The organism is Bradyrhizobium sp. BEA-2-5, assembly GCF_032918025.1.
In the GTDB taxonomy this organism is placed as follows: Bacteria; Pseudomonadota; Alphaproteobacteria; order Rhizobiales; family Xanthobacteraceae; genus Bradyrhizobium; species Bradyrhizobium pachyrhizi.
Genome location: NZ_CP136629.1, coordinates 3,656,846 through 3,681,099, shown reverse-complemented (window position 1 = coordinate 3,681,099; position 24,254 = coordinate 3,656,846). Strand labels below are relative to the sequence as shown.

The following is a 24,254-nucleotide window of genomic DNA, read 5'->3' as shown; positions in this document are numbered from 1 at the left end:
CTCTTCGTCCTGTTCACCGTGTTCGGCATGGCCCACTCCGGCCACGCTCAGACGGCCAAGAGCAAGAACGCGCCCGCTCCGGCAGCTGCTCCCGCCGCTCCCCAGAGCGATGCAACAGCCCCCAACAATTCCGGCTGGATCGTCCGCTGCACCAGCGCCAGCCGCGATGCGCCGCTCGAATGCGCGATGGAGCAGAACGCGGTGCTGACCAAGACCGGCCAGCTCATCGTGCTGGTCAATATCCGCGTTCCCGGCGACACCCGCACGCCGGTTGCGCTGATCCAGCTTCCACTGGGATTGAACCTGCCTGTCGGCGCCAAGCTGCAGGTCGACGACGGCAAGGCCGTCGACGTGCCGATCCAAACTTGCGAGGCGCGCGGCTGCTACATCAATACGCCGATCGCCGCCGATGTCCTGACCCAGCTGAAATCGGGCAAGCAGCTCAAGGTGTCGTTCCAGAATCTCGGCAAGGAAACCATCTCGATCCCGATGCCGCTCGCCGACTTCGCGACGGTCTACGACAAGATCAAGTAGCGCCGCGCAGCGTAGCCGTTCGCTATCGCTCCCGCTTGTAGAGGAACGCGTTGTCCGGCTGCGGCATGCCGATGGTCTTGTAGAACCCGATCGAGTCAGGCGCCGACAACAGCAGGCACATCGATTCAGGTCCGGCGAGGCGCCGCGTCTCCGCGATCAGGCGCTTGCCGATGCCATGTCCCTGGTACCCGCGATCGACTGCAAGGTCGGACAGATAGCAGCAATAGGCGAAATCGGTCAGCGCGCGCGACACGCCGACCAGCTTGCCCGCCTTCCGCGCTGTCACGATCAGATTCGCATTGGCGATCATGCGCTCCATCCGGTCGGTATCCGCCAGCGGGCGCCGCTCGCCGAGGCCCGACTGCCGCAGCACCTCGATGAACTCGTCGACGCCGATCGACGCTTCACGGGCATAGAGAATTTCGTCCATCAACTTAAACCTCTACTGCAACGGGCCGGACCACGCGCGCGAGACCATGGTGGATTACGCCGGGCTAATCCACCCTCGATGCCGTGATGGCACACAAACGACTGACCTCCGCCGGCAGCTGCAGCCGGCAATCTCGTCGGGATTTCAGAGGATGATCACGCCACCGAGGCAGATTGGCTGGGGAACCTGGATTCGAACCAAGACAAACAGAGTCAGAGTCTGTTGTGCTACCGTTACACCATTCCCCAAGATTCGCCCGTGGTATCAACAGCTTAGCTGGATGACTGGACATCTCGGTGCAGCGGGTTCGCCTGCCAAATCAGCGCCCGCGCGAGTGCGACCTTCTACCCGCTTGGTCCCACGCTTGGCAAGCATTGTTGGCGGGGAATGGGCGTAAAATCACCGCCAGTGTGGGACCAGCCATTGGTGGCAGCTTTCCCCGCCAGGTCGTGGCTTCAAAGGTTTCACTGAAGGAATTCAAGAACCACGAAAGGATCGGCGGCGAGGAATGCTCCGACGCTGAACCCGACGAAGCCAAGCGCGACCGCGCCGATCCAGCCGTGATGCGCCCAGCCATAGCTCGCACCGATCAACGTTCCGAGCCCGATCATGGAAACCGCCCACACGACGTGAGCGACGAGCTTGAGTACCTTGATCATCCAAGACGGAACGCACGTCATCAGGAACAGATGATCTCGCCCGCGCAATCCGCGGGCCTCTGCAAATAGGTCGATCTCGCAAGCGGCGTGTTCAACCAGAGCGCCCTGACAAAGCGCCGCACCGCCGTTTGGCACGGCGGCGCAAGAGACCGAACGACCACAGTCAGAGGGGGTCCAGCCGGCCGACCTCAGTACAGCCCGCCCGTCCCTGACCGCATCACGGCCCGATCGGCGTCCGGCGAAATGCCCTGCTGGGTGCCGTCGATCACGTCAGTGCCGGCAACCATCCCGGGATCATTGACCGGTGGTGCCTGGCCCGGCTTGAAGGCTTCGAGCACCACGCCTCTGTTCTGGCCAGGCGCGGCGCGCTGGCCGGTCTTGGCATCGACCAGGACCAGCCGGATGCCGACCGGCTGCTTGAACGGGGTGGCGGGCTTGTCGGCCAGCGCGAGCTTCAGGAAGTCGCGCGCGATTGGTGCCGCGGTATGGCCGGCCTGCGCGTTGCGGCCGAGCGAGCGCGGCTTGTCGTAGCCGACATAGAGACCGACGACGAGGTCCGGCGAGAAGCCGACGAACCAGGCGTCCTTGGCCTCGTTGGTGGTGCCGGTCTTGCCGGCGACGGGTTTGCCGACGTCCTTCAGGGCGGTGCCGGTACCGGCCTGAACCACGCCTTCCATCAGCTCGGTGATCTGATAGGCGGTCATGGAGTCCAGCACCTGCTCGCGGCGGTCGATCAGCTGCGGCTCGGGCTGGTTCTTCCAGCCGCCCGGCGCGTCGCAGCCGCGGCATTCGCGCTGGTCGTGCTTGAAGATGGTGTGGCCGTAGCGGTCCTGGATGCGGTCGATCAGCGTCGGCTTCACGCGGCGGCCGCCATTGGCGAGCATCGAGTAAGCCGTGACCATGCGCATCGCCGTGGTCTCGCCGGCGCCGAGCGCGTAGGAGAGATAGTTCGGCAGCTCGTCATAGACCCCGAAACGGCGGGCGTATTCGCCGATCAGGGGCATGCCGATGTCCTGCGCGAGGCGCACCGTCACGGTGTTGAGCGACTGCCGCAGCGCATTGCGCAGCGTCACCTGGCCCTGATACTTGCCGGTGGAGAAGTTTTCGGGCCGCCAGATGTTGCCCTGCCCCTGGTCGATCTCGATCGGGGCGTCGATCATCATCGTCGATCCGGTGTAGCCATTGTCGAGCGCCGACGAATAGACGATCGGCTTGAAGGTCGAACCGGGCTGCCGGTAGGCCTGCGTCGCGCGGTTGAACTGGCTCTGGTCGAACGAGAAACCGCCGACCATCGCCAGCACGCGGCCGGTATGCGGATCCATCACCACCATGGCGCCGGAGACCTCGGGGATCTGGCGGAGCCGGTACTGGCCTTCGACGGGCTGGCCGTCCTTGTAGAGCGGATCGGCATAAATCACGTCGCCGGGCTGAAGCACCTGAGACACGGCCGTCGGCGTCTTGCCCTTGTACGGGCCGGAGAGCGCCCTCGCCCATCTCACGCCGTCGACCGTGACGATGCCGGTCTCGCGCTGCTTGCTGATGGCGCCGCCGAGCTCGCGGCTCGGCTGGAAGCCGATGCGCGCCGACTGGTCGCTGGTCTCCAGCACCACCGCCATGCGCCATGGCGAGATGTCGGAGAGCGATTTGATCTCGGCGAGCTTCACGCCCCAGTCACTGGTCAGGTCGAGCTTCTGGATGGCGCCGCGATAGCCTTGCTGCTCGTCGTAATTCACGAGGCCGGCGACCATGGCCTTGCGCGCCATGACCTGGATCTTCGGATCGAGCGTGGTGCGAACCGACAGGCCGCCTTCATACAGCTTCTTCTCGCCGTAGCGTTCGAAGATGTCGCGGCGGACTTCCTCCGAGAAATATTCGCCGGCGAAGGTGTGCGCGCCATTGCTGCGGTTGGTGACGGTCAGCGGCTCCTTGCGCGCCTTGTCGGCGTCGGCGGCGGTGATCCAGCCGTTCTCTTGCAGTCGGTCGATCACGTAGTTGCGCCGCTCGACGGCGCGCGCGCGGTTGCGCACTGGATGTAGGCTGGCCGGCATCTTCGGCAGCGCCGCCAGATAGGACGCTTCGGCCACCGTCAGCTCGTTCACCGACTTGTCGAAATAGACCAGCGAGGCGGCCGCGATGCCGTAGGCGCCGAGGCCCAGGTAGATTTCGTTCAGGTACAGCTCGAGGATCTTGTCCTTCGAGTAGGTCTTCTCGATGCGCATCGCCAGCAAGGCTTCCTTGATCTTGCGGGCGAAGGAGACCTCGTTGGTCAGCAGGAAGTTCTTGGCGACCTGCTGGGTGATGGTGGACGCACCCTGCGGGCGGCGGTTGGAGCCGTAGTTCTGGATGTAGGCGACGCCGGCGCGCGCCATGCCGGTGTAGTCGATGCCGCCGTGCTCGTAGAAATTCTTGTCTTCCGCGGCCAGGAACGCGTTGATCACGAGCTTGGGCACGGCCTGGATCGGCAGATACAGCCGCCGCTCCTTGGCATATTCGCCAAGCAGCGAACCGTCGACCGCGTGCACGCGGGTCATTACCGGCGGCTCGTAATCCTGAAGCTGAGAGTAGTCCGGCAAGTCCTTGGAGAAATGCCAGATCAGGCCTGCCACCGCGGCCAGACCAGCCAGGAACAGGATGGTGCCTGCGGTGAACAGGAACCCGAAGAACCGCAACAGAAATTTCATCGACCAGATTTCCGTGGCGAATACGTCGCTCGTTCTGAGCGCGCTGCGTGCCACTTAGGCCGCCCGGTATATCGGTCGCTCCATGGACCTGCAATTCAACACCGGAAATTAAAGCAAGCCAGGCGTCAAACTTATGCCATAGAGCCCGGCTCGCGCCCGCAGCCAAATCGGCAGACCTCGCCGACTGGCGGTGCCCGCGGAGGCTGCATCGATCTTCGCTGCAGCGCTGCGCGATTCGCACGCCGCGCCTGATAGCGCTGCGGTCTCGATACGCTTGCGCGGAGAGCACGTCGCGAAAGAAAAGCGCGGGCCGGACGGATAGATTCCCCATGCGGCCGACGATTTGGGTGCTGCGACATCAGAAACCGGTGGACAGCGCCGGCGCGCCAGTCACATTAAGGATTTGTTAACTATAACTACCGCAAGTTGTTGGCATACACCGACTCGCGACGGGCTGATTTTGATGGCACTGCGCGGATTTAGACGGCCTTTTACGGCTGACCCGAATGTCCTTGGATTTCCAAAACCACCCACATCGGCCATGGGCACAGAAGCCTTGGACCTCGTCTATCAGGCGGCGGATTTGTTCCGCAGCATCGAGGACCGGGCCCGCGCCGGCGAAGCGCGCGCCGAGGCCGCCGAACAGGCGCAGCTCGAAATCATCGCCGCCACCGAGCGCAAATTGAGGGATGCGTCGCGGGCGCTCGAGGAAGCTCGACGGCGCATCGGGTCCCAACAGGAACAACTCGATGCGGCAGAATTCCGCGCTCAGGCCGCCGAAGCCGAGGCGCGCGAAGCCAAGCAATCGCTGGCCCTGGTCGAAGACGCGATCCGCCGGCGCCTGCTGCTGACCAGCGGGCAGAACGACGGCAGGTCGACCGCCGTCGCCTGACCGCAGCGCGGATCAATTGGAGCGGTAGCCCGCATGAGCGGAGCGACATGCGGGGGCTCAACAAGACCCAGATATCGCTTCGCTCATTCGGGCTACGGATTGTCGCTAGGCGTCACCATCAATAACCCGCGGCGAGCCCCGAATTGCGCCGCGGATCGTTCGCCCCATAGAAGCGATTGTTGCCGACCGGCTTGCCGCCCAGCGATGGCCCGCCGATGATGATCACCGCGAGGTGGTTGGCCGGATGCGGCGGGCCGAATTTGTGGCCCATGCCCTCCAGGATCTTCCGCGTATCCGGCGACAGCGTATAATCCTCGAGGTTGGTCGCCTCGGGAAGCCACTGCTGGTGGAAGCGCGGCATGTCCACGGCCTCCTGCGCGTTCATGCCGTAGTCGATCGCGTTGATCATCGTCAGCAGCACGGCGGTGATGATGCGGCTGCCGCCCGGGGTGCCCATCACGATGACCGGCTTGCCGTCCTTGGAGACGATGGTCGGGCTCATCGAGGACAGCGGACGCTTGCCGGGGACGATCGCGTTGGCCTCCCCCTGCACCAGCCCATACAGGTTCGGCACGCCGACCTTGGCGGTGAAGTCGTCCATCTCGTCGTTGAGCAGCACGCCGGTCTTGGCCGCCGTCACCTTGGCACCGAACCAGTCGTTCAGCGTGTAGGTGACCGACACCGCATTGCCGTCCTTGTCGGCAATCGAATAGTGCGTGGTGTTGCTGCCCTCATGCGGCGGAACGCCGGGCTTGATGTCCCTGGACACACCGGCCTTGGCCGGGTCGATCGCGGCACGGATCTTCGCGGCGTAGGTCTTGTCGAGCAGGCGCTCGAGCGGATTCTTCACGAAATCCGGATCGCCGAGATAGCTGTTGCGATCGACGTAAGCGTGGCGCATCGCCTCGATCTGGTAGTGCACCGCCTGCGCCGAATGGTAGCCGAGCTCCTTCAGCGGATAGCCCTCGAGGATGTTGAGCATCTCGCAGATCACCACACCGCCCGAACTAGGCGGCGGCGCCGAGACCACGTGGTAACCGCGATAGTCGCATTCGACCGGGGCCAGCTCGCGAACCCTGTAGTTGTCCAGATCCACCTGCGTCAGCAGGCCCTTGCCGCCCTGGCTCGCGGCGACGATCGCCGCACCGACCCAGCCCTTGTAGAAGCCATCCGTGCCGCGCTTGCTGATCTCGCGCAGCGTCTCGGCGAGTTCATGTTGCACCAGCCGCTCGCCGACCTGGAACGGTTTTCCATTGTTGAGAAAGATCGCGGCCGAGGGCGGATCGTCCTGAAAGTCCTTGGTCGAGGTCTGCAGCATGCTGACGTCGCCCTGGTCGAGCACGAAACCATCCTCCGCCAGTTGCAGCGCCGGCGCGATGACGTCAGCGCGCTTCATCGTGCCGTATTTCTCGCGCGCATATTCCATCCCGGCCACCGATCCCGGTACGCCGACAGCGAGATGCCCCTTGGTCGACAGCCCCGGGATGACGTTGCCTTCCTTGTCGAGATACATGTCGGCAGTGGCGCCCTTCGGCGCGGTCTCCCGGAAATCCAGGAAGGTCTTGCGGCCGTCGGCGAACTGGATGGTCATGAACCCGCCGCCACCGAGATTGCCGGCGGCGGGATAGGCCACCGCGAGCGCGTACCCTACGGCGACCGCCGCATCGACCGCATTGCCGCCCCGCTTCAATACCTCGACGCCGACCTGGGTCGCGAGATGCTGCGCGGAAACCACCATGCCGTTCTCGGCGGCGGCCGGCGCGACCGAGGCTGCGCGACCGGGAACAGCCGACACGATGCCGATCGAGACGAGCGCGGCGACCATCCATCGCGCGCGGGCCATTGGATTTTGCATGGAAGTCTCCCCGGAGAATACCGGCTTGTCGCGGCTTGCGGTGCTATCTCAACGCGTACATCTAGCAGGCCGCACGCGCGCGCACTATAGGCCCGCGCGGTCCCCGCCACTTGCCCGCAGCCGGCTGTGCCGTCTGCCGTAGGTCGCATAGATCACAAGCCCGATCGCCAGCCATACCGCGAGCCTGATCCAGGTGTCGAGCGGCAGGCCGAACATCAGGAACAGCGAGGTTGCAGCGGCAGCCGGGGCCACCAGCCAGATCGCCGGCGCCTTGAACGGACGCGGCAATTCCGGATCGCGCACGCGCAGCACCAGCGTGCCGATCGAGACCACCGTGAATGCGAACAGCGTGCCGATCGAGACCAGTTCGCCGACCAGCCCGATCGGCAACAGCCCGCCGAGAAGAGCGGCCACGGTGCCGGCGAAGATGGTCGAGACATAGGGGGTCTGAAAGCGCGGATGGATCTTAGCGGCAAAGCCCGGCAGCAATCCGTCATGCGCCATGGCGCGAAAGATCCGCGGTTGCGCCAGCAGCATGATGAGGATCACCGATGTCAATCCGAACAGAATGCCGAGCTTGATGAACGGACCGAGCCAGCCGATGCCGATCGCATCGATGCCGACGGCGATCGGATCGGGCACGCTGAGCCGGTCATAGGGCACGATGCCGGTCAGCACGAATCCGACCGCGACATAGAGCGCGGCGCAGATCACGAGCGAACCGAGAATGCCGATCGGCATGTCGCGCTCCGGCGTCTTCGCTTCCTGCGCCGCGGTCGAGATCGCGTCGAAGCCGATATAGGCGAAGAACACCACCGCCGCACCGCGGACCACGCCGGACCAGCCGAACACGCCTGGACCGGCATTCGGCGGGATCAGCGCGCCCTCCGGGTTGCTCGCCGTCACCCAGTTCGCCAGCGTCACCGAGGAAGCCGCGGTGGCGAGAAACAGCGCGATCACGACGAGCTTGACCACGACGACGAAGCTGGTAAAGCGCGCGGACTCGCGAATGCCGACCACCAGCAACGTGGTCACGAACGCGATGACCGCCATCGCCGGGATGTTGATGACCGCACCGGTCGACGACCATGCGCCGGTGTTGACGTCGTAGGCGAGCGGCGCCGAGGTGAATTGCGGCGGCAGGTTGATGCCGAAATCGCGCATCAGACTGACGAAATAGCCGGACCACCCGACCGAGACCGCGATCGCGCCGACCGCGTATTCGAGGATCAGGTCCCAGCCGATGATCCAGGCGATCAGTTCGCCGAGCGTGGCATAGGCATAGGTGTAAGCGCTGCCGCAGATCGGCACCGTCGACGACATCTCGGCGTAGCACAGGCCGGCGAAGGCGCAGGCCACCGCACCAAGCATGAAGGAGAGCGTGACCGCGGGACCGGCATTGGCAGCGGCCGCATGGCCCGTCAGCACGAAGATGCCGGCGCCGATGATGCCGCCGATGCCGAGCGTGACGAGTTGCAACGCCGAGAGCGAGCGCCGGAAGATCGGCGTCTCCGCGTCGCCATCGGCCCGCGCCGCCTCCCGCAACAGGTCCGAGGTCGACTTTCGGTCCCAGAAACCGGCCAGAGCGTCTGTCACGCCGGGTGTCCTCCGCCGCTCGGGTCCGGCGGGACCCGACACGATCGGCGGACTATAACGCGCCTAACGTCCAGTCGTTCGAGCGCCGGGCAAGTGCCGGCGCCCTTATCCACCGCCAAGCGTGGTGCGGCGCCCTATCGGCAGGGATGCCGACGGCCATCACGACCAAGGAAGGTGCCGGACGCTGGATCGAATGAATGGTAACGCGCGCAAGAGGAAGATGGCTCCGCCGCAGGCATGGCACCGTAGGCGTTCGCCGGATTGCCGCCGCGCTGCGCGGCCTCCTGGGCCTCACCCCATGGCGTCAGGGCGCCGCCGTTGATCGCGCTGCGTCCGGGATTTTGCGCGTCGAAATATGCCGGCTCCGACATCTGGGCCGCGACCGGCGCGAACGTCATTCCCACGAGCAGCGCAACGGCTGCAACGGCCTTAAGTCCGGCCATATGACCTCTCCGATGCATCAACTGAAAACTGTCCAAGAGCGGCGGCGTCGCTCTTGTGCCCGCGATTGATATGGTGCCGGCCAAGGTCCGGACCCAGGGACCTTGAGGTCACAATGGCGCGAGCCCAGCGGTCTGCGCGGCACCGCAACCGGAGCCCGAGACATACGTCCTGCCGACGCTTCAGTGGTTGTGCACGTCCGGCCGCGGATCGGAGACGAAGCCGTCGCGGTTCGGCATCTTGATGGCGGCCAGCGACTTGGCGTCGAGCACAGCATTGGCGGGAACAAAGCCGTTGAGGCTGAGGATGTAGGCGGACACCGCGTAGACGTCCTGATTGCTCAGCGACTGCGGCGCGTTCTGCGGCATCGCGCGGCGGATGTAGTCGAACAGCGTCGGGGCATAGGGCCAATAGCTGCCGACGGTGCGGATCGGTTTTGGGCTCGCCAGCGTGCCCTGTCCGCCGACCAGGCGGTCGCCGACGCCGCCCTGCCCGCTGTCGCCGTGGCACGCCGCGCATTGCTCGCTGAACACCGTGCGGCCGCGCTCGACGCTGCCGTTGCCCGGCGGCAGGTTGGAGCCGTCACGGCCGATATCGATGTTCCAGCCGGCGATCTCGGCAGGCGTCGCCTCACGCCCGATGCCAAAGCGATCCTCGGCCTGCCCGGCAGTGGCAAGCATCGCGATCGCACTCACGAGGAACGCCGCCTTGAGCTTAAGCCTGGCCATTGGTCACCTCACCATTCGCATCGATGCGCCAGGGCCAGATCGCGTTGTTGTGGTAGAACGAGTTGAGACCACGCACCTTGACCAATTCCGCCAGCGTCGGCTGCACGTATCCGGTCTCGTCGATGGCGCGGCTCTGGATCACGGCGGGTTTGCCGTCCCAATGCCAGGGCAAGCGGAAGCGCGTGAGCGCGCGCGTCAACACCGGCTCCTGCAATTCGGCCTGCTGCCAGTTCTTACCCTCGTCGAGCGAGACCTCGACGCTCTTGATCTTGCCGTGACCGCTCCAGGCGATCCCGGTAATCTCGTGAAAACCCTGCGTCGTCAGCTTCTGCCCGCCGGACGGCCGTGTGATGATCGACTTGGCTTCCATATAGAAGGTGAATTCGCGCGACGTACCGTCGGGCATCGGGTCGGTGTATTTCGAGGTCTCCTCGCGCGAATAGGCCGGCTCGGCGACGACCTTGAGCCGGCGCAGCCACTTCACGTTCATGTTGCCCTCGAAGCCGGGCAGCAACAGGCGCAGCGGATAGCCCTGCTGCGGGCGCAGCCGCTCGCCATTCTGGCTGTAGACCAGCATGGCATCGTCGAGGCATTTCTCGATCGGGATCGAGCGCGTCAACGCAGCCGCGTCGGCGCCTTCGGCCACGATCCATTTGGCACCCGCCTGAAGGCCCGCTTCGTCCAGCACCGTCTTCAGCGGCACGCCGGTCCATTCCGCACAGCTCAGGAGGCCGACGAGGTCGGAGGCCGTCTTGCCGTAGGGCTTGGTGTAGACCGGATTGCCGGAGCACTCGAGGAAGTGGATGCGCGACTGCGACGGAAAGCGGCGGATGTCCTCCATCGTGAACACCAGCGGGCGATCGACCATGCCATGCAGCACCAGCCGGTGCTCGGCCGGGTCGATGGTTGGCACGCCGCCATGGTGGCGTTCGTAGAACAAACCGTTCGGCGTGATGATGCCGTCGAGCTCCTGCAACGGCGTGCGGCCCGAAGCGGAGATGTATTGCGGTAGCGTCTTCGAGATGTTCTTGACGACAGCCTTCTCGTGAACCGATGGCGTGCCATAGGGCTGGCTTCCCATCGGGTCGCCGGGCGCTTTCATCCATTCCGGCACATTGGGTGGAAGATTATTTCCCTGTTCGGCAAGCGCGGTAGAACCGGCAACTCCCGATATCGCGGAGCCACCGGCCAGTGCTGCACCGGCCTGAAGGAATTGCCTGCGAGACGCCTCTCGCACGCGCTTGTCCGTCGTGTGTTCGCTCATCGACGTTTTCCTCTGACGTTACCAGAGCATGATCCGGAAAAGTGCGTAGCGGTTTTCCGAAAAGATCATGCTTCAACAACAACCCAAAGCGCGATGACGATTCATCGGGCCTTGGTGCAAGCCTAACACCAAAGGGCTGAGGCGAGGCAATGCTCCATCGCGCATAGCCGCATCGACGGCGCGTGATGGCCGTTGTTCGACAGTCTTTGCTTGCGTTCACATCCGTACGCCGGGCAATTGACTGGCTTGCTTCACCCACGCGGTGAACTGGGCTTCGTCGAGCTCGTCGTTCTCGTGAATGTCGAGATAGCGCGTGTGCTGCTGCTTTGACTCGCCCGGCGGCACCGGAAGCAGCGACGCACCGCGAAAGAACGCCACCTTGACGTAGCGCGTGAAGACATGGATGCCGAGGAACCAGCCGTCCCCTTCCATGCCGTAGAGCGGCGAGTTCCACTTCACCGCCTTGTGCACGCCGGGGACGGCACGCACGATGAGCGCGTCAAGCTTGCGTCCGACGTCGCGCTTCCACCCCGGCATCGCGGCGATATAGACTTGCACCGGAGCGTCACCATATCCCTTGGCGATCTGCGGATTGCCGCCCGCGAGCAGACGCGGCTTTGCAGAGCCACGCTTCGCGGCGCTCTTTTTCGCACCCTTCGCCGACGTCTTTCGCGTCTTGCCAGCCATAGTGCCCGCTCTCACCGGTTCACGTCTCGCGCGGCGCAGCGCCCGCCGTCGCGAAACCGGATCATATCGGTTGCGCGTCGGTGTTGTCGTCAGCGAGCGCGCGTGTTCGCGGCGGCGTATCGACGCGCTCGGGTGGCCTTCGTGTGGCGGTCTGGCATCTAGTCGATCACCGGCGGCGTGCCGTGGGTGTGGAACGACTCGATCGTCTTCAGTCCCCAGGCCTGGCCCTTCTTGCGCTCCTCCTCGGTCCACACGATCGGCTTCCAATCGGGCGCGAGGATCAGGCGCGCGCCGGCATTGGCGACCTCGACGCGGTTGCCGCCGGGCTCGTACACATAGAGGAAGAAAGTCTGCTGGATCGCGTGCTTGTGCGGTCCGGTCTCGATGTGCACCCCATGCTCCAGGAAGATGTCGGCAGCGCGCAGAATCTCCTCGCGGCTGTCGAGTGCGTAGGTGACGTGGTGGAAGCGGCCGGGCACGCCGGAATGATCGAGCGAATAGGCGAAGTCGTAGCTCTTGTTCGACATCGTCAGCCACATCGCCGCTTCCCGGCCATCATTGAGCACGATCTGCTCGGTGAGACGGCAGCCGAGATAGGTCTCGAAGAACTCGCGGTTGGCCTTGATGTCGACGGCGAGGCAGTTGAGATGGTCGAGGCGGCGGACATTGACGCCGCGGGCCGGAAAGCGCTGCGCCTGGTTCTTCAGCGCGGGCTTGAGCTCCGGCGGTGCCTGATACCATTCGGTCTCGTAATAGAGCTCGACGATGTGGCCGTCGGGATCGCGGCAGCGGAAGGTCGGCCCCTGCCCCATGTCGCCGTCGATCCAGCCGATGTCGAAGCCGGATCCTTTCAGCGCGGCAACGCGGCGCTCCAGCGCCTGCTGGCTGCGCGCGCGCAGCGCCATGTGGCCCATCCCTGACGTCTTCGAGGCCGTGAGCTTGAGCGAATAGCGCTCGTAGTCGTCCCAGCCGCGCAAGTAGACCGACTCGCCTTGTCGTCCGCTGACGGTCATGCCCATGACATCGACGAAGAATTTCAGGCTCTCGTCGGGCTTCGGCGTCAGCAGCTCCATGTGGCCGAGATGGGCGAGATCGAGGATTGGTTCGGGCTGCATGGACGGTCTCCCTCCGCGACGCGCCGGATCGACGACTTACGGCTGGACAGGTGAGCGGCGCGTTGATTTGTACTAATGTACAAATGATTAGGTCCCGTCAACAAATTACTGGCGACGGCAATTGCGCTCGCACGGCATTCCGTGGACGGAATCACCTCGTGAAAGCGGTCGAGTCAGGAGACCGAGACGGCCTTCTCGCGATCCGACGACAGGAGCTTGCGGATTTCAGCCGATGACACCGGCCGGCTGAACAGATAGCCCTGCATCTCGGAACAGCCGAGCGTGCGGAGCAGGCGCTGCTGCTCCTCGGTCTCGACGCCCTCGGCCGTGGTGGTCATGTCGCTGGCAGCGGCGATGTTGACGACGGCCTGGACGATCGTGGACGACGCACCGGTCCCGGCGAGATCCTTGATGAAGCTGCGGTCGATCTTGATCTTGTCGAACGGGAAGCGGTGCAGATAGCTCAGCGAGGAATAGCCGGTGCCGAAATCGTCGAGCGCGATGCGTACGCCGATCGCGCAGCTGATGCAGGATCGAGAGCGCCGCCTCGTCGTCGCGGATCAGCACGGCCTCGGTGATCTCGAGCTCGAGCCGCGAAGGTGCAAGCCCTGTCGCGGCGAGCGCGGCGGCGACGTTGAGCGCCAGCGTCTGGCTCTTGAACTGGATCGGAGACACGTTGACCGCGACATGAACATACTCCGGCCAGTTCATCGCCTCGCGGCACGCGGTGTTGAGCACCCAGTGACCGAGATCGTTGATCAGGCCGGTGTCCTCGGCGATCGGGATGAATTCGGCCGGCGAGACCATGCCGCGCTCGGGATGGCGCCAGCGCACCAATGCCTCGCAGCAACTGACCTGCCCCTCCTCGAGATGGAGCAGCGGCTGATAGTGCAGCTCGAAGCTGCCGTCGGCGATCGCCTGGCGCAGCTCGAGCTCGAGGCTGCGCCGCGCCTTGGCACGTGCGTCCATGCCGGTCTCGAAGAACCGGTAGGTGCGGCGGCCGTCGCTCTTGGCTCCGTAGAGCGCGAGGTCGGCATTGCGCAGCAATTGATCGATGTCGAGGCCGTCGGCGGGCGCAACGGCGATGCCGATGCTGGCATCGGTGGTGATCATATGCCCGCTGCAGTCGATCGGCCGGCGGATCGACTGATAGATCGCAGCGAGGAGCTGCATGGTCTCGGTCTGATCGCGGACGGCGGTCTGGATCACCGCGAACTCGTCGCCGCCGAGCCGCGCTGCGACGTCGGTGTCCCCAACGCAGCCGCGCAGGCGGTCGGCGATCGCCCTGAGCAATTCGTCGCCGATCAGATGGCCGAGCGCGTCGTTGACGCCCTTGAACTCGTCGATGTCGATGTACATGACCGCGAGCTGCTGATCCGGCCGGATCGCCTTCAGCGCCCGCTCCAGGCGTTCGCGGAACAGCACGCGGTTCGGCAGGTCGGTCAGCGCATCGTAATGCGCCAGATGCGCGATCTTGTTCTCGGTGCGCGTACGCTCGGTGACATCCTCGATGGTCGCCACCCAGCCGCCTTCCGGCAGCGGCTTGTTGACGATCTCGATCGCGCGCCCGCCCGGCGCCTGCGTCAGCTGACGTGTGGCGCGGCCAAGCTTCACGTTGCCGATGATGGCGTCGCAGAAGTCGTCGACATCGCCGTCGAACGAGCCCGTCTCCTGTCTATGCGCAATCAGCCGGTACATCGTGCAGCCGGGCTTGGCGACGTCGGGCGAAAGGCCGAACATCTCGATGTAGGGACGGTTGCAGATGATGATGCGCGCCGACGCATCATAGAGCACGAGGCCCTGCGGAATGTTGTTCACTGCAGTCACGAGATTGCGGCGTTCGGTGGCGAGCCGCTCGTCGGAGATTTCGTGCCGCTTGAGCAACAGGAAGACGATCACGGCCATGATCGCGAATGCCGCCATCAGCAGGCCTTCGCGCTCGCTCCATTGCGCGGTCGCGCTTCCGAGCAGGCTGCCGACCAACAGGCCGGCACAGAACGCCAGCCCCTTGGTCGAGCCGGCATCGGCATTTCCTGACGATGAATTGCGGTGTTCGATGCGCACGCTGATCTCTCCCAGGGCGCGGCATCGTTACGCAGCACAAATGGAAAGGTCGTTACAACTCGCAGTTAGCAATCGGTTACGCGATACCGGGCGACAGCGTATGACAAATCGCGCCCAATGCCCCGAGCTGCCGATGCACTCCTCAGAGATGGTGAATCCCGCCTTAACGGAAAAACCGGGAAACAAACGCGGCTGTGCCGGAAAGCGACGATTCCGCCGCCGATGGGCGCGACAGCGCGTAATCTCGCGGTACGATAGAAACAAATCGTCACCGGGAAGGTGTAGATTTAGCCGATGCGGAACCCCGGCGATTTAACGGTTTTTCCAATCCCGGGCGGGCATATTGGTCCGGACATTTAGATTTTGAGAACGAGCCAGGCTGGAACTGTGACACCCTTCGGACGTGTGATCTCTGTGCGCGGCTCGCAGGCCCGGGTTGGGCTGCTGGCGGGCGGCCAGATGCAACTTTCAGAAATGCGAGCGACCGTCGGCCGGTTCGTCAGTATCCGCTGCGCAAGTTCGGTCATCGTCGCCATGATCACCGAAGTGACGTGCGAGAACCTGCCGGCGTCCGACGAATACATGGCGACCGCCTCGGTCGACCTGCTGGGCGAGATCCTGGGTGGCGACCGCCCCAAATTCCAGCGCGGCGTCACCAACTATCCGACCATCGGCGATGCCGTCGACCTGATCACCAGCCAGGAGCTGCGCACGATCTACGCGCCGACCGGCTCCGACCAGATCAATGTGGGCTTCCTCCAGCAGGACCGCTCCGTCGTCGCCTATGTCGATGTCGAGGAAATGCTGTCCAAGCATTTTGCGGTGCTGGGCTCGACCGGCGTCGGCAAATCGACCGGCGTCTCGCTCCTGCTCAACGAGATCCTGAAGGCGCGGCCGAACCTGCGCATCTTCCTGCTCGACGTGCACAACGAATATGGCCGCTGCTTCGGCGACCGCGCGCTGGTGCTCAACCCGCGGAACCTGAAGCTGCCGTTCTGGCTGTTCAACTTCGAGGAAATCGTCGACGTGCTGTTCGGCGGCCGCGCCGGCGTGCCCGAGGAGCTCGACATCCTCGCCGAGGTGATCCCGCTCGCCAAGGGCGTCTACACCCAGTACCAGAACGCCGACCGGGTCGGTCTCGGCCTCAAGCGCATCGATCCCAAGCAGATCGGCTACACGGTCGACACGCCGGTGCCCTATCGCCTGGTCGACCTGTTGTCGCTGATCGACGAGCGCATGGGCAAGCTCGAGAACCGCTCCTCGCGCATCATCTATCACAAGCTGATCTCGCGCATCGAGGCCGTGCGCAACGACCCGCGCTACGCCTTCATGTTCGACAACGCCAATGTCGGCGGCGACACCATGGCCGAGGTCATCAGCCATCTGTTCCGCCTGCCGGCCAACGGCAAGCCGATGACGGTGATGCAGCTCGCCGGCTTCCCGGCCGAAGTCATCGATTCCGTCGTCTCGGTGCTGTGCCGCATGGCCTTCGACTTCGGCCTGTGGAGCGACGGCGTCTCGCCGCTGCTGTTCGTCTGCGAGGAAGCGCATCGCTATGCCTCCGCCGACCGCAACGTCGGCTTCGGGCCGACCCGCAAGGCGGTGTCGCGCATCGCCAAGGAGGGGCGCAAATACGGCGTCTATCTCGGCCTCATCACCCAGCGCCCCGCAGAGCTCGACGCCACCATCATCTCCCAGTGCAACACGCTGTTCACGATGCGTCTTGCCAACGACCGCGACCAGGCGCTGCTGCGCGCTGCAGTGTCGGACGCGGCCGCGAACCTGCTCTCCTTCGTACCGTCGCTCGGCACGCGCGAAGTGCTGGCCTTCGGCGAAGGCGTCGCCCTGCCGACACGCCTGCGCTTCAAGGAGGTGCCTCCGCACCAATTGCCGCGCGGCGAGGCCACCATCAGCAGCGTTCCGTCCGTCACCTCCGGCCACGACATGCATTTCGTCAGCGCCGTGCTCGAGCGCTGGCGCGGCGCCACCTCGCAGCGCGACAGCCCGAGCGGCGACGCAAACTTCAGCTCTCCGGCGCCGGCGCGCACCATGGCGCCGGCCGATGCCCCGATGCTGCAACCATCGATGGGACTCGATCCGGACCGCTTCTCGCTGTTGAAGAAGCCGCTGCGTTAGCCGAATTCCGCCGAGGCGCCGATGCGCCTTGCGCCCAAGGCGTCATCCACTATGGTCTCGCGTGACGCCGCATCCAGGCGGCACGCCGGAACCATCTCATGACGCAGCCGACCGTAAAGCGCTTCCCGACGCCCGCTCTCGACAAGCTCCCCGAGGATATCCGCACCCGCATCCTGGCCGTGCAGGAGAAGAGCGGCTTCGTGCCGAACGTGTTCTTGACGCTGGCCTATCGTCCCGACGAGTTCCGCGCCTTCTTCGCCTATCACGACGCGCTGATGGAGAAGGACGGCGGCCTCACCAAGGCCGAGCGCGAGATGATCGTGGTGGCGACCGGCGGCGAACCAGTGCCAGTATTGCGTGATCGCCCACGGCGCGATCCTGCGCATCCGCGCCAAGAATCCGCTGATTGCCGATCAGGTCGCGGTGAACTACCGTAAGGCCGACATCAGCCCGCGACAGAAGGCGATGCTCGACTTCGCGATGAAGGTGAGCCGCGCCGCCGAGGAAGTCTCGGAGGCGGACTTCGCCGCGCTTGCTGCCCACGGCTTCAGCGACGACGACATCTGGGACATCGCCGCGATCGCCGCCTTCTTCGCATTGTCGAACCGGCTGGCGAATTTCACCGGCATGCGCCCGAACGAGGAGTTCTACCTGCTCGGCCGCCAGCCGAAATAGAGGACGCCTTGGCGGACTGGAGCGAGATCGTCCTGCGTCTCGGCGCGGCCACCCTTGCCGGCTGCGCGGTCGGGCTCGACCGCGACCTGCGCGGCAAGCCGATCGGCCTGAAGACGCTGGGTCTCGTCAGCCTCTCGACGGCCATGGTCGTGCTGCTGGCATTGCAGGCCGTCGAGCCCGGCAAGTTCACCGACGCGGTGAGCCGCGTGATCCAGGGCGTGCTGACCGGCATCGGATTCCTCGGCGCCGGCGTGATCGTGCGGCAGGGCGACCGCTTCCAGGTCCGCGGCCTGACCAGCGCCGCATGCGCTTTCTTCGCCGCTTGCGTCGGCATCGTCTGCGGCGCCGGACATTGGCCGATCGTCGTCACCGCCGTCGCGCTGGCGTTCCTGCTGTTGACCTTCGGCAAGCGGACCGAGCGGTGGCTGCACCACGCGCTCGGCGGCAGGGAGGATCAGCACCGGCCGGCGGTGGCGGCAGATCAGTCGTCAGATGCCGGCCCGCACCAGCCGGGCAAATAGACCGCGTCCTTGCTGCGGCCGAGCGCCAGTCCCTTCTCCAGCGCCTTGGCGAAATTGTTCTCCACCGTCTTGCGCGGGATGTGTCGGCGCAGGAAATCGGCCCACAGAAATTCGGAGAACGGCGTGGTGTCTTTGGCGAAGCCGCCCATGCGGCGCAATTCGCCGGCAAGGCTGCGAAACGGATCGTCCTTGAGATCCTTGATCGATTTCGGAATGTCCTTGAAGTGGCGCCGTTCGCCCTTGGCGTCGTAGGGATAAGCCCAGCGCTTGTTGTCCATGACGCCCCAGAACACGTCACGCTCGACCATCGTGAGATCGCCGATCACCGTAACCAGGATGTCCTTGACGCCCTCCTCGTGCAGCGCACGCGCCATGTGATGGTGATCGATCACGTAGTAGCGCGAATCGGGGCCGTAGACGACGGGGATCATGTGCTTGCCGAGCAGATCAGCCTGCTTCTTCTCGTCGTGCTCGCGCCAGCGCTTGCGCTTCTCCCTGACCTCGCGCATGCCGACCGTCATCTGCGTCGGCCGGAGCGACAGGATCGGGACAGGTTTGACGTAAGGCTCGCGCGTGTGGGCCATGATTTATGCTCCTTTTTGACCGGCACTCCGGAACGGGTTCCACTATGTCATGAGCCCGCAGGCGGGTGAAAGAGTCCGGTGCGCCGGCATGGCTTCACGAAGCGGTGGGGGGCCGATGGCCAAGATGGTCCGGCCTCGGCTGTCGATGCTCCCGGGCTGTCAATGCCCGGGCGCGCAGCCTCAACCTCCGTGACCGCGTTGCGGCGCAAACTGTGCATGCGCGAAGGTCGAACGAGTGTGTCGACATCGGCTGGGTCATCGCAATGCCGAGCATCCCGCGCTCCGCAGCAGTCGCCTCGACGGCAAGCCAGTTCCTGGAGGTGATCGAAGCATGAATACCACCTCTGCGCGCACCAAGATTTTAGGTGTGAAGTGCAGCGAACATGCTAAACATAACCGGCGACGCGACCGGACTGACAAAAGTGAAGACGCAGCGGCCAATCTCCTCGGATGCCGAGCACGTGGTGCTCAAATTCCGGCCGCGTACCTCGGCGCAGCCGCCCGGCAAGCGCGAGGAGCCGCTCCGATCGACGCGCCCGGCTTCCGTTGCCAACGACCTCTCTCGCTATGAGAAGCCGCGCGAGGAGCCCGACAATTTCCGCCAGCGCATGCTTGCCAACATCGCGGCGCTGGCCTTCACCATCGCGCTGACCGCGATCGGGATCTGGCTCGCGGTCAGCATCGCCGACCTGCGCCGGACCCAGGATTGCGTGCTGATGGGTCGCCGCGACTGCGCGAAGATTACGGTGATGCCGCGCAGCTAGGCTGGCCGGAACCCCGCCCAAAAACCGTGCTTGCGAGGCCGGCCAAGCTCCATTGAACTAACGGCCCTGCTCCGATATACGGGCACACAACTCCGGCACCAGCAATCGGGCATTCCGGGGCAACGCGCCCGCCTCCTCTGAGCCGACCCGGAATTACCCGCAATATATCAAAGGCTTAGTGATGTCCTCCACATTCGATCAGGTCGCCACGATCATCGCTGAAACCTGCGACATCCCGCGCGACACGATCACGCCCGATAGCCACGCCATCGATGACCTCGGCATCGACAGCCTCGATTTTCTGGACATCGCGTTCGCGATCGACAAGCAGTTCGGCATCAAACTGCCGCTGGAGAAGTGGACTCAGGAGGTCAACGACGGCAAGGCGACCACCGAGCAGTATTTCGTGCTGAAGAACCTGTGCGCCCGCATCGACGAACTGGTTGCGGCCAAGAACGCGGGCACGGGCTCGGGCTCGTAATCGCCCATCATGCAGCTCGAGATCTTTCAGCTGATTGATCGGATCGTCGACCTCAACCTCGACGCAAGGACCATTGTCGTCGAGGCGGATGTTCCGCCCGACAGCCATTCGGTGTTCGCGGGGCACTTCCCTGGCTACCCGATCATGCCCGGCGTGCTGCTGACCGAAGCAATGGCCCAGAGCTCGGGCTGGCTGATCCTCGGTCTGACCAAGTTCGAGCGCATGCCCTTCCTCGCCATGGTCAAGGAAGCCAAGATGCGCGGCTTCGTCAGCCCCGGTTCGCTCCTGACCATTGAGGCCAAGATCGAGCACGAAGGTTCAGGCTTCGCCGTGACCTCGGCGAAGGTTCGCGTCGGCAAGGAGCTCAAGTGCAATGCCGAGCTGACCTTCCGTCACATCCCCTTCCCCAGCCCCGACTTGCGCGTGCACATGGATGCGATGGCCACCAAGATCGGGTTTCCGCAGCAGGCAATGAGTTGAGTAATGGCTGAGAAGGAAGTCTGGATCACCGGCGTAGGCCTGCTCTCCTCGCTTGGCGAGGGGCTGGATGCGCATTGGGAGGCGCTCGGCGCCCGGCGCGTCAATGCCGACGAGAAGCGTCTCGCGCCATACGTGATCCATCCGATCGCCCCCGTCAGCTTCGACGGCCAGATCCCGAAGAAGGGCGACCAGCGCCAGATGGAAGCCTGGCAGCGCATCGGCACCTATGCCGCCGGCCTTGCGCTCGATTCCGCCGGCATCAAGGGCAACAAGGACATCCTGTCGAAGATCGACATGGTCGTCGCCGCCGGCGGCGGAGAGCGAGATCTCAACGTCGACCTGGCGATCATGAACGCCGACGCGCAGGGCAAGCTGCCGCCCGCCCTCCTCAACGAGAAGCTGATGAACGAGCTGCGCCCGACGCTGTTCCTGGCGCAGCTCTCCAACCTGCTTGCCGGCAACATCGCGATCGTTCACGGCGTGTGCGGGACCTCGCGCACCTTCATGGGCGAGGAAGCCTCGAGCATCGACGCGGCACGGATCGCGGTCGCCCGCATCGGGGCCGGCCAGAGTGACATCGCCTTGGTCGGCGCCGCTCATAACGGCGATCGCGGCGACCTCTTGATGCTCTATGCATTCGGCGATCTCGCCCTCAAGGACCAGCATAGCTCGGTCTGGGCCCGCAGGAACAATCCGGGCTTTGCCATCGGCTCGGCCGGCGCCTTCCTCGTGATGGAATCGCGCGAACATGCCGAGGCCCGCGGCGCAAAGCCGTACGCCAAGCTGACCAAGGTGGTCGCCGACCTTGCCCGACGCAAGGAGCCGGGCGCCGTGACGAAATCGCTGGAAGCGTTGTGGCCGCAGCTCGGCGTCAGCGGCGACAACGGTATCCTGATCACGGGCGCGACCGGCGCCGAGCCTGCGACTGCCGAAGAGCGCGCATTCCTCAGCCAGCATGCCGGCTTTGCCGTCCGCGCCACCGGAACGACCTTTGGCCACACCATGGAGGCGCAATTCCCGCTTGGGCTCGCGCTGGCCGCGCTGTCGATCTCGCGCGGCGCGCTCTATCCGGCCAACGACCCGACCGGGCTGGAGGTTGAAAAGACCGAAGCGCCAACCCAGATTGTTGTGTTGGGGGTCGGCCACTGGCAGGGCGAAGGCATGGCGCTGGTCGAGGCCGTCAGTTAGAGCATGATCCGGAAAATTGTTTCGGAACATCATGCTCGAACAAACAACTAGAGTGCGATGAAGCTCATCGCACTTTAAGTCCGGCGCAAGCACCGACGGGGAAACCATGACTGCAGCACGCGACAAATTCGGGCGCCCCGTCGTCGTCGTCACCGGCATGGGCATCTTGACGTCGCTCGGTGCCGGCAAGACCGACAATTGGAAGCGCCTCACCGCGGGTGAGTCCGGCATCAAGACCGTGACACGCTTCCCGCTCGACAGTCTGAAGACGACGATGGCCGGCGCCGTCGATTTCGTCACCGTCGACCCGTTCTCTTCGACCAGCCTGTCGCAGCGTCTGGCGGAGATCGCGACCGAAGAAGCGCTCGAGCAAGCCGGCATCGGCAGCAAGGGCGACTTTCCCGGCCCGCTGTTTCTGGCAGTCGCCCCGATCGAGACCGAGTGGCCGCAGCGGCTCGAAGTCGCGCGCGAGGTTCCGACCAAGGACTTTGGAATCATCGAATACCTGGCGACCTGCAGCGGCGGGAAGTTCGCGCACTTTCACCGGCGCTTCACCTTCGGCTCCGTCGCGCTCAATCTCGCCGAGACGTTCGGCACCAAGGGTTCGCCGATCTCGCTGTCCACGGCCTGCGCCTCGGGTGCGACCTCGATCCAGCTCGGCGTCGAGGCGATCCGCCGCGGCGAGACCGATGCCGCGCTGTGCGTCGCCACCGACGGCACCGTGAACCCGGAAGCGCTGGTGCGCTTCTCGCTGCTGTCGGCGCTGTCGACCCAGAACGATCCGCCGCAGGCGGCCTCCCGTCCCTTCTCCAAGAACCGCGATGGTTTTGTGATGGCCGAAGGCGCCGGCGCACTGGTGCTCGAAAGCTACGAGGCGGCGACTGCGCGCGGCGCGCGTATCCTCGGCGTCGTTGCCGGCTGCGGCGAACTCACCGATTCCTTCCACCGCACCCGCTCGAGCCCGGACGGCAAGCCGGCGATCGGCTGCGTGCGCAAGACGCTCGCCGATGCTGGAATGGAGCCCGAGCAAATTGATCACATCAACGCGCACGGCACCTCGACACCCGAAAACGACAAGATGGAGTACGACATCGGCCGTGTTCGGCGAGCTCGCGCAGAAGATTCCGGTCACCTCCAACAAGTCGATGGTCGGCCACACCATCTCGGCCGCCGGCGGGGTGGAGGCGATCTTCTCGCTGCTGACGCTCGAGCATCAGCGCATTCCGCCGACCATCAACTACGACATTCCTGATCCCGCGATCCTGTTCAACGTCGTCGGCAACAAGGCGCGCGACGCCCGCGTGACCGCGGTGATGTCGAATTCGTTCGGCTTCGGCGGTCAGAACGCCTCGCTGATCCTGACCCGCGAACCGGTCTAGCGCCCTCGCATCATCAGATGAAACGTCTGCTCCTTCGCACCAGGGCGCACCTGCGTGACGCCGCGAAGCCCGTGACCGACGCGGCGATCGGCGGGCTGACGATCGGCCTGCTGCGCACGACGCGCTATTTCGATCCCGAGAAGACCGCAAGGTTCTTCGGCCGCGCCGCGCATTTCATCGGCCGCCGGCTGCGCGAGGATCGCATCGGCCGCGAGAACCTCAAGGCCGCTTTCCCGGAAAAGTCACCCGAGGAGATCGAGAAGATCCTGACGGGCGTCTGGCACAACCTCGGACGCATCGGCGCTGAATTCGCGCACATCGACCGCATCTGGGACCACGATCCCCAGAATCCCGACAAGCCGGGTCGCGTCGAATTCTCGGCGCGCAGCAAGCAGCTGTTCGATCAGTTGCGTGACGACGGCAAGCCGGCTCTGTTCTTCGCCGCACATCTCGGCAACTGGGAGCTCTCTCCAATTGCCGCCGCAGCGCATGGGCTCGACGCCACCATCCTGTTTCGCCGGCCGAACATCGAAGCCGCCGACCGCGCCATCGAACACATCCGCGCGGTCAACCTGGGCACCCTGGTGCCGGCCGGCCGTGACGCACCGCTCAAGCTGGCGCAGGCGCTGAAGAACGGCCAGCACGTCGCGATGCTGGTCGATCAGTATTTGACCAACGGCGTTCCCGTCACCTTCTTCGGCCGCAAGACCACGGCGAACCCGATGCTGGCGCGCCTGCTCCGCCAGGTCGAATGCCCGATCCACGGCGTCCGCATCATCCGCCTGCCCGACGGCCGCTTCCGCGGCGAGCTGACCGAAGAGATCAAGCCGGTGTTCGACGCATCCGGCCAGATCGATATTCAGGGCACCATGCAGGCGATCACCGATGTCGTCGAGGGCTGGGTCCGTGAGTATCCCGATCAATGGCTCTGGCTACACCGGCGCTGGCGGTAGGCTCATCCGACTTGTCATTCCGGGGCGATGCGAAGCATCGAACCCTTAGGTGCGCAATTGCGCACCTGAGAATCTCGAGATTCCCCGATGCGCAATTGCGCATCTGAGGTCTGGTGCTGACGCACCATCCCGGAATGACGCCCCGCG

General features: G+C 64.7%; 20 protein-coding genes, 1 tRNA gene and 3 pseudogenes. 11 read left to right on the top strand and 13 right to left on the bottom strand.

Features of this window, described 5'->3' with window-relative positions; genetic code table 11:
• Nucleotides 1-27: 27 nt before the first annotated feature.
• Complete coding sequence (locus RX327_RS17005) at nucleotides 28-534, top strand: invasion associated locus B family protein (protein ID WP_317251272.1); 507 nt, start codon at nucleotides 28-30, stop codon at nucleotides 532-534.
• A gap of 22 nt (nucleotides 535-556) precedes the next feature.
• Here the strand turns inward: RX327_RS17005 and RX327_RS17000 are convergent, their stop codons facing one another.
• From RX327_RS17000 to RX327_RS16985, 4 genes are all read right to left on the bottom strand, one after another.
• The gene (locus RX327_RS17000) at nucleotides 557-964 is read right to left on the bottom strand and encodes a GNAT family N-acetyltransferase (RefSeq protein ID WP_018271115.1); all 408 of its coding nucleotides are present in this window, start codon (nucleotides 962-964) and stop codon (nucleotides 557-559) included.
• A gap of 174 nt (nucleotides 965-1,138) precedes the next feature.
• Nucleotides 1,139-1,212 (bottom strand) — tRNA-Gln (locus RX327_RS16995).
• A 216-nt stretch (nucleotides 1,213-1,428) separates the two neighbouring features.
• Nucleotides 1,429-1,758 (bottom strand): hypothetical protein, encoded by a 330-nt coding sequence (locus RX327_RS16990; protein ID WP_152977802.1) that lies wholly within the window; start codon nucleotides 1,756-1,758, stop codon nucleotides 1,429-1,431.
• Between the two features lie 53 nt (nucleotides 1,759-1,811).
• Nucleotides 1,812-4,304: a penicillin-binding protein 1A gene (locus RX327_RS16985; protein ID WP_317250903.1), complete on the bottom strand. Its 2,493-nt coding sequence runs from the start codon at nucleotides 4,302-4,304 to the stop codon at nucleotides 1,812-1,814.
• Nucleotides 4,305-4,860: 556 nt separating this feature from the next.
• On the opposite strand from RX327_RS16985, the gene RX327_RS16980 reads away from it, so the two are divergent.
• Complete coding sequence (locus RX327_RS16980) at nucleotides 4,861-5,196, top strand: hypothetical protein (RefSeq protein ID WP_244482465.1); 336 nt, start codon at nucleotides 4,861-4,863, stop codon at nucleotides 5,194-5,196.
• 118 nt (nucleotides 5,197-5,314) lie between these two features.
• Here RX327_RS16980 and ggt read toward each other — a convergent pair whose 3' ends face one another.
• The 8 genes and pseudogenes from ggt to RX327_RS16940 form a co-directional block, all read right to left on the bottom strand.
• Nucleotides 5,315-7,051, bottom strand: coding sequence for a gamma-glutamyltransferase (gene ggt / locus RX327_RS16975; RefSeq protein WP_050386373.1), 1,737 nt, complete (start codon nucleotides 7,049-7,051; stop codon nucleotides 5,315-5,317).
• Nucleotides 7,052-7,135: 84 nt separating this feature from the next.
• Nucleotides 7,136-8,635 (bottom strand): amino acid permease, encoded by a 1,500-nt coding sequence (locus RX327_RS16970; protein WP_028334306.1) that lies wholly within the window; start codon nucleotides 8,633-8,635, stop codon nucleotides 7,136-7,138.
• Between the two features lie 146 nt (nucleotides 8,636-8,781).
• Nucleotides 8,782-9,090 carry a BA14K family protein gene (locus tag RX327_RS16965; RefSeq protein ID WP_028334305.1) on the bottom strand — a complete coding sequence of 103 codons (309 nt, stop codon included), beginning with the start codon at nucleotides 9,088-9,090 and terminating at the stop codon, nucleotides 8,782-8,784.
• Nucleotides 9,091-9,270: 180 nt separating this feature from the next.
• Complete coding sequence (locus tag RX327_RS16960; protein ID WP_050386387.1) at nucleotides 9,271-9,768, bottom strand: c-type cytochrome; 498 nt, start codon at nucleotides 9,766-9,768, stop codon at nucleotides 9,271-9,273.
• Between the two features lie 34 nt (nucleotides 9,769-9,802).
• Entirely contained in the window at nucleotides 9,803-11,080 is a 1,278-nt protein-coding gene (soxC, locus tag RX327_RS16955; RefSeq protein WP_317250902.1) for a sulfite dehydrogenase, read from the bottom strand.
• A gap of 216 nt (nucleotides 11,081-11,296) precedes the next feature.
• Nucleotides 11,297-11,767, bottom strand: coding sequence for a DUF1801 domain-containing protein (locus tag RX327_RS16950; protein ID WP_028334302.1), 471 nt, complete (start codon nucleotides 11,765-11,767; stop codon nucleotides 11,297-11,299).
• A 158-nt stretch (nucleotides 11,768-11,925) separates the two neighbouring features.
• Nucleotides 11,926-12,882 carry a catechol 2,3-dioxygenase gene (locus RX327_RS16945; protein WP_317250901.1) on the bottom strand — a complete coding sequence of 319 codons (957 nt, stop codon included), beginning with the start codon at nucleotides 12,880-12,882 and terminating at the stop codon, nucleotides 11,926-11,928.
• A gap of 173 nt (nucleotides 12,883-13,055) precedes the next feature.
• A pseudogene (locus tag RX327_RS16940) lies at nucleotides 13,056-14,844 on the bottom strand (putative bifunctional diguanylate cyclase/phosphodiesterase); the annotation flags it as partial.
• A gap of 489 nt (nucleotides 14,845-15,333) precedes the next feature.
• Between RX327_RS16940 and RX327_RS16935 the strand changes: the two are divergent.
• The 3 genes and pseudogenes from RX327_RS16935 (at nucleotide 15,334) to RX327_RS16925 (ending at nucleotide 18,278) form a co-directional block, all read left to right on the top strand.
• Nucleotides 15,334-17,082, top strand: coding sequence for an ATP-binding protein (locus RX327_RS16935; protein ID WP_317250900.1), 1,749 nt, complete (start codon nucleotides 15,334-15,336; stop codon nucleotides 17,080-17,082).
• A 98-nt stretch (nucleotides 17,083-17,180) separates the two neighbouring features.
• Nucleotides 17,181-17,757: pseudogene (locus RX327_RS16930) on the top strand (peroxidase-related enzyme).
• An 8-nt stretch (nucleotides 17,758-17,765) separates the two neighbouring features.
• On the top strand, nucleotides 17,766-18,278 hold the full coding sequence (locus tag RX327_RS16925) for an MgtC/SapB family protein (RefSeq protein WP_050386378.1): 513 nt from the start codon (nucleotides 17,766-17,768) through the stop codon (nucleotides 18,276-18,278).
• On the opposite strand, the gene RX327_RS16920 is transcribed toward RX327_RS16925, so the two are convergent.
• Complete coding sequence (locus RX327_RS16920; RefSeq protein ID WP_317250899.1) at nucleotides 18,239-18,862, bottom strand: ParB-like protein; 624 nt, start codon at nucleotides 18,860-18,862, stop codon at nucleotides 18,239-18,241. The two genes, RX327_RS16925 and RX327_RS16920, sit on opposite strands and share 40 nt — an antisense overlap.
• 422 nt (nucleotides 18,863-19,284) lie before the next feature.
• Between RX327_RS16920 and RX327_RS16915 the strand changes: the two genes are divergently transcribed.
• The 6 genes and pseudogenes from RX327_RS16915 to RX327_RS16890 all read left to right on the top strand — a co-directional run bounded on the left by RX327_RS16915 (nucleotide 19,285) and on the right by RX327_RS16890 (nucleotide 24,107).
• Nucleotides 19,285-19,626 carry a hypothetical protein gene (locus RX327_RS16915; RefSeq protein WP_317251271.1) on the top strand — a complete coding sequence of 114 codons (342 nt, stop codon included), beginning with the start codon at nucleotides 19,285-19,287 and terminating at the stop codon, nucleotides 19,624-19,626.
• A 181-nt stretch (nucleotides 19,627-19,807) separates the two neighbouring features.
• Nucleotides 19,808-20,107 carry an acyl carrier protein gene (locus tag RX327_RS16910; RefSeq protein ID WP_317250898.1) on the top strand — a complete coding sequence of 100 codons (300 nt, stop codon included), beginning with the start codon at nucleotides 19,808-19,810 and terminating at the stop codon, nucleotides 20,105-20,107.
• Nucleotides 20,108-20,116: 9 nt separating this feature from the next.
• Nucleotides 20,117-20,587, top strand: coding sequence for a 3-hydroxyacyl-ACP dehydratase FabZ family protein (locus tag RX327_RS16905; protein WP_028334295.1), 471 nt, complete (start codon nucleotides 20,117-20,119; stop codon nucleotides 20,585-20,587).
• Nucleotides 20,588-20,590: 3 nt separating this feature from the next.
• Nucleotides 20,591-21,775, top strand: a complete 1,185-nt coding sequence (locus RX327_RS16900; RefSeq protein ID WP_317250897.1) for a beta-ketoacyl-ACP synthase — start codon at nucleotides 20,591-20,593, stop codon at nucleotides 21,773-21,775.
• 106 nt (nucleotides 21,776-21,881) lie between these two features.
• Nucleotides 21,882-23,154: pseudogene (locus RX327_RS16895) on the top strand (beta-ketoacyl-ACP synthase).
• A 17-nt stretch (nucleotides 23,155-23,171) separates the two neighbouring features.
• Nucleotides 23,172-24,107: a lipid A biosynthesis lauroyl acyltransferase gene (locus RX327_RS16890; RefSeq protein WP_317250896.1), complete on the top strand. Its 936-nt coding sequence runs from the start codon at nucleotides 23,172-23,174 to the stop codon at nucleotides 24,105-24,107.
• Nucleotides 24,108-24,254 lie beyond the last annotated feature (147 nt).